Here is a 475-nt window from a genome sequence, read left to right on the forward strand (position 1 = left end):
GGGGGTGATGGCGTGCCTTTTGAAGAATGAGCCTGCGAGTTAGTGGCATGTCGCGAGGTTAACCCGTGTGGGGTAGCCGTAGCGAAAGCGAGTCCGAATAGGGCGTTGCAGTGGCATGTTCTAGACCCGAAGCGGAGTGATCTACCCATGGCCAGGTTGAAGCGACGGTAAGACGTCGTGGAGGACCGAACCCACTTAGGTTGAAAACTGAGGGGATGAGCTGTGGGTAGGGGTGAAAGGCCAATCAAACTCCGTGATAGCTGGTTCTCCCCGAAATGCATTTAGGTGCAGCGTCGCGTGTTTCTCACCGGAGGTAGAGCTACTGGATGGTCTAGGGGGCCCACAAGCTTACCGAAATCAGCCAAACTCCGAATGCCGGTGAGTGAGAGCGCGGCAGTGAGACTGCGGGCGATAAGGTTCGTAGTCGAGAGGGAAACAGCCCAGATCGCCAGCTAAGGTCCCTAAGCGTGTACTA

General features: G+C 56.4%; 1 rRNA gene (cut by a window edge). It reads left to right on the plus strand.

Annotation, left to right across the window (positions count from 1 at the left end):
* A 23S ribosomal RNA gene (locus CA951_RS42155) occupies nucleotides 1-475 on the plus strand (its annotated part extends 246 nt beyond the left edge of the window); the annotation flags it as partial.

It is taken from the genome of Rhodococcus sp. NCIMB 12038 (assembly GCF_002165735.1).
Taxonomy (GTDB): domain Bacteria; phylum Actinomycetota; class Actinomycetes; order Mycobacteriales; family Mycobacteriaceae; genus Rhodococcus_F.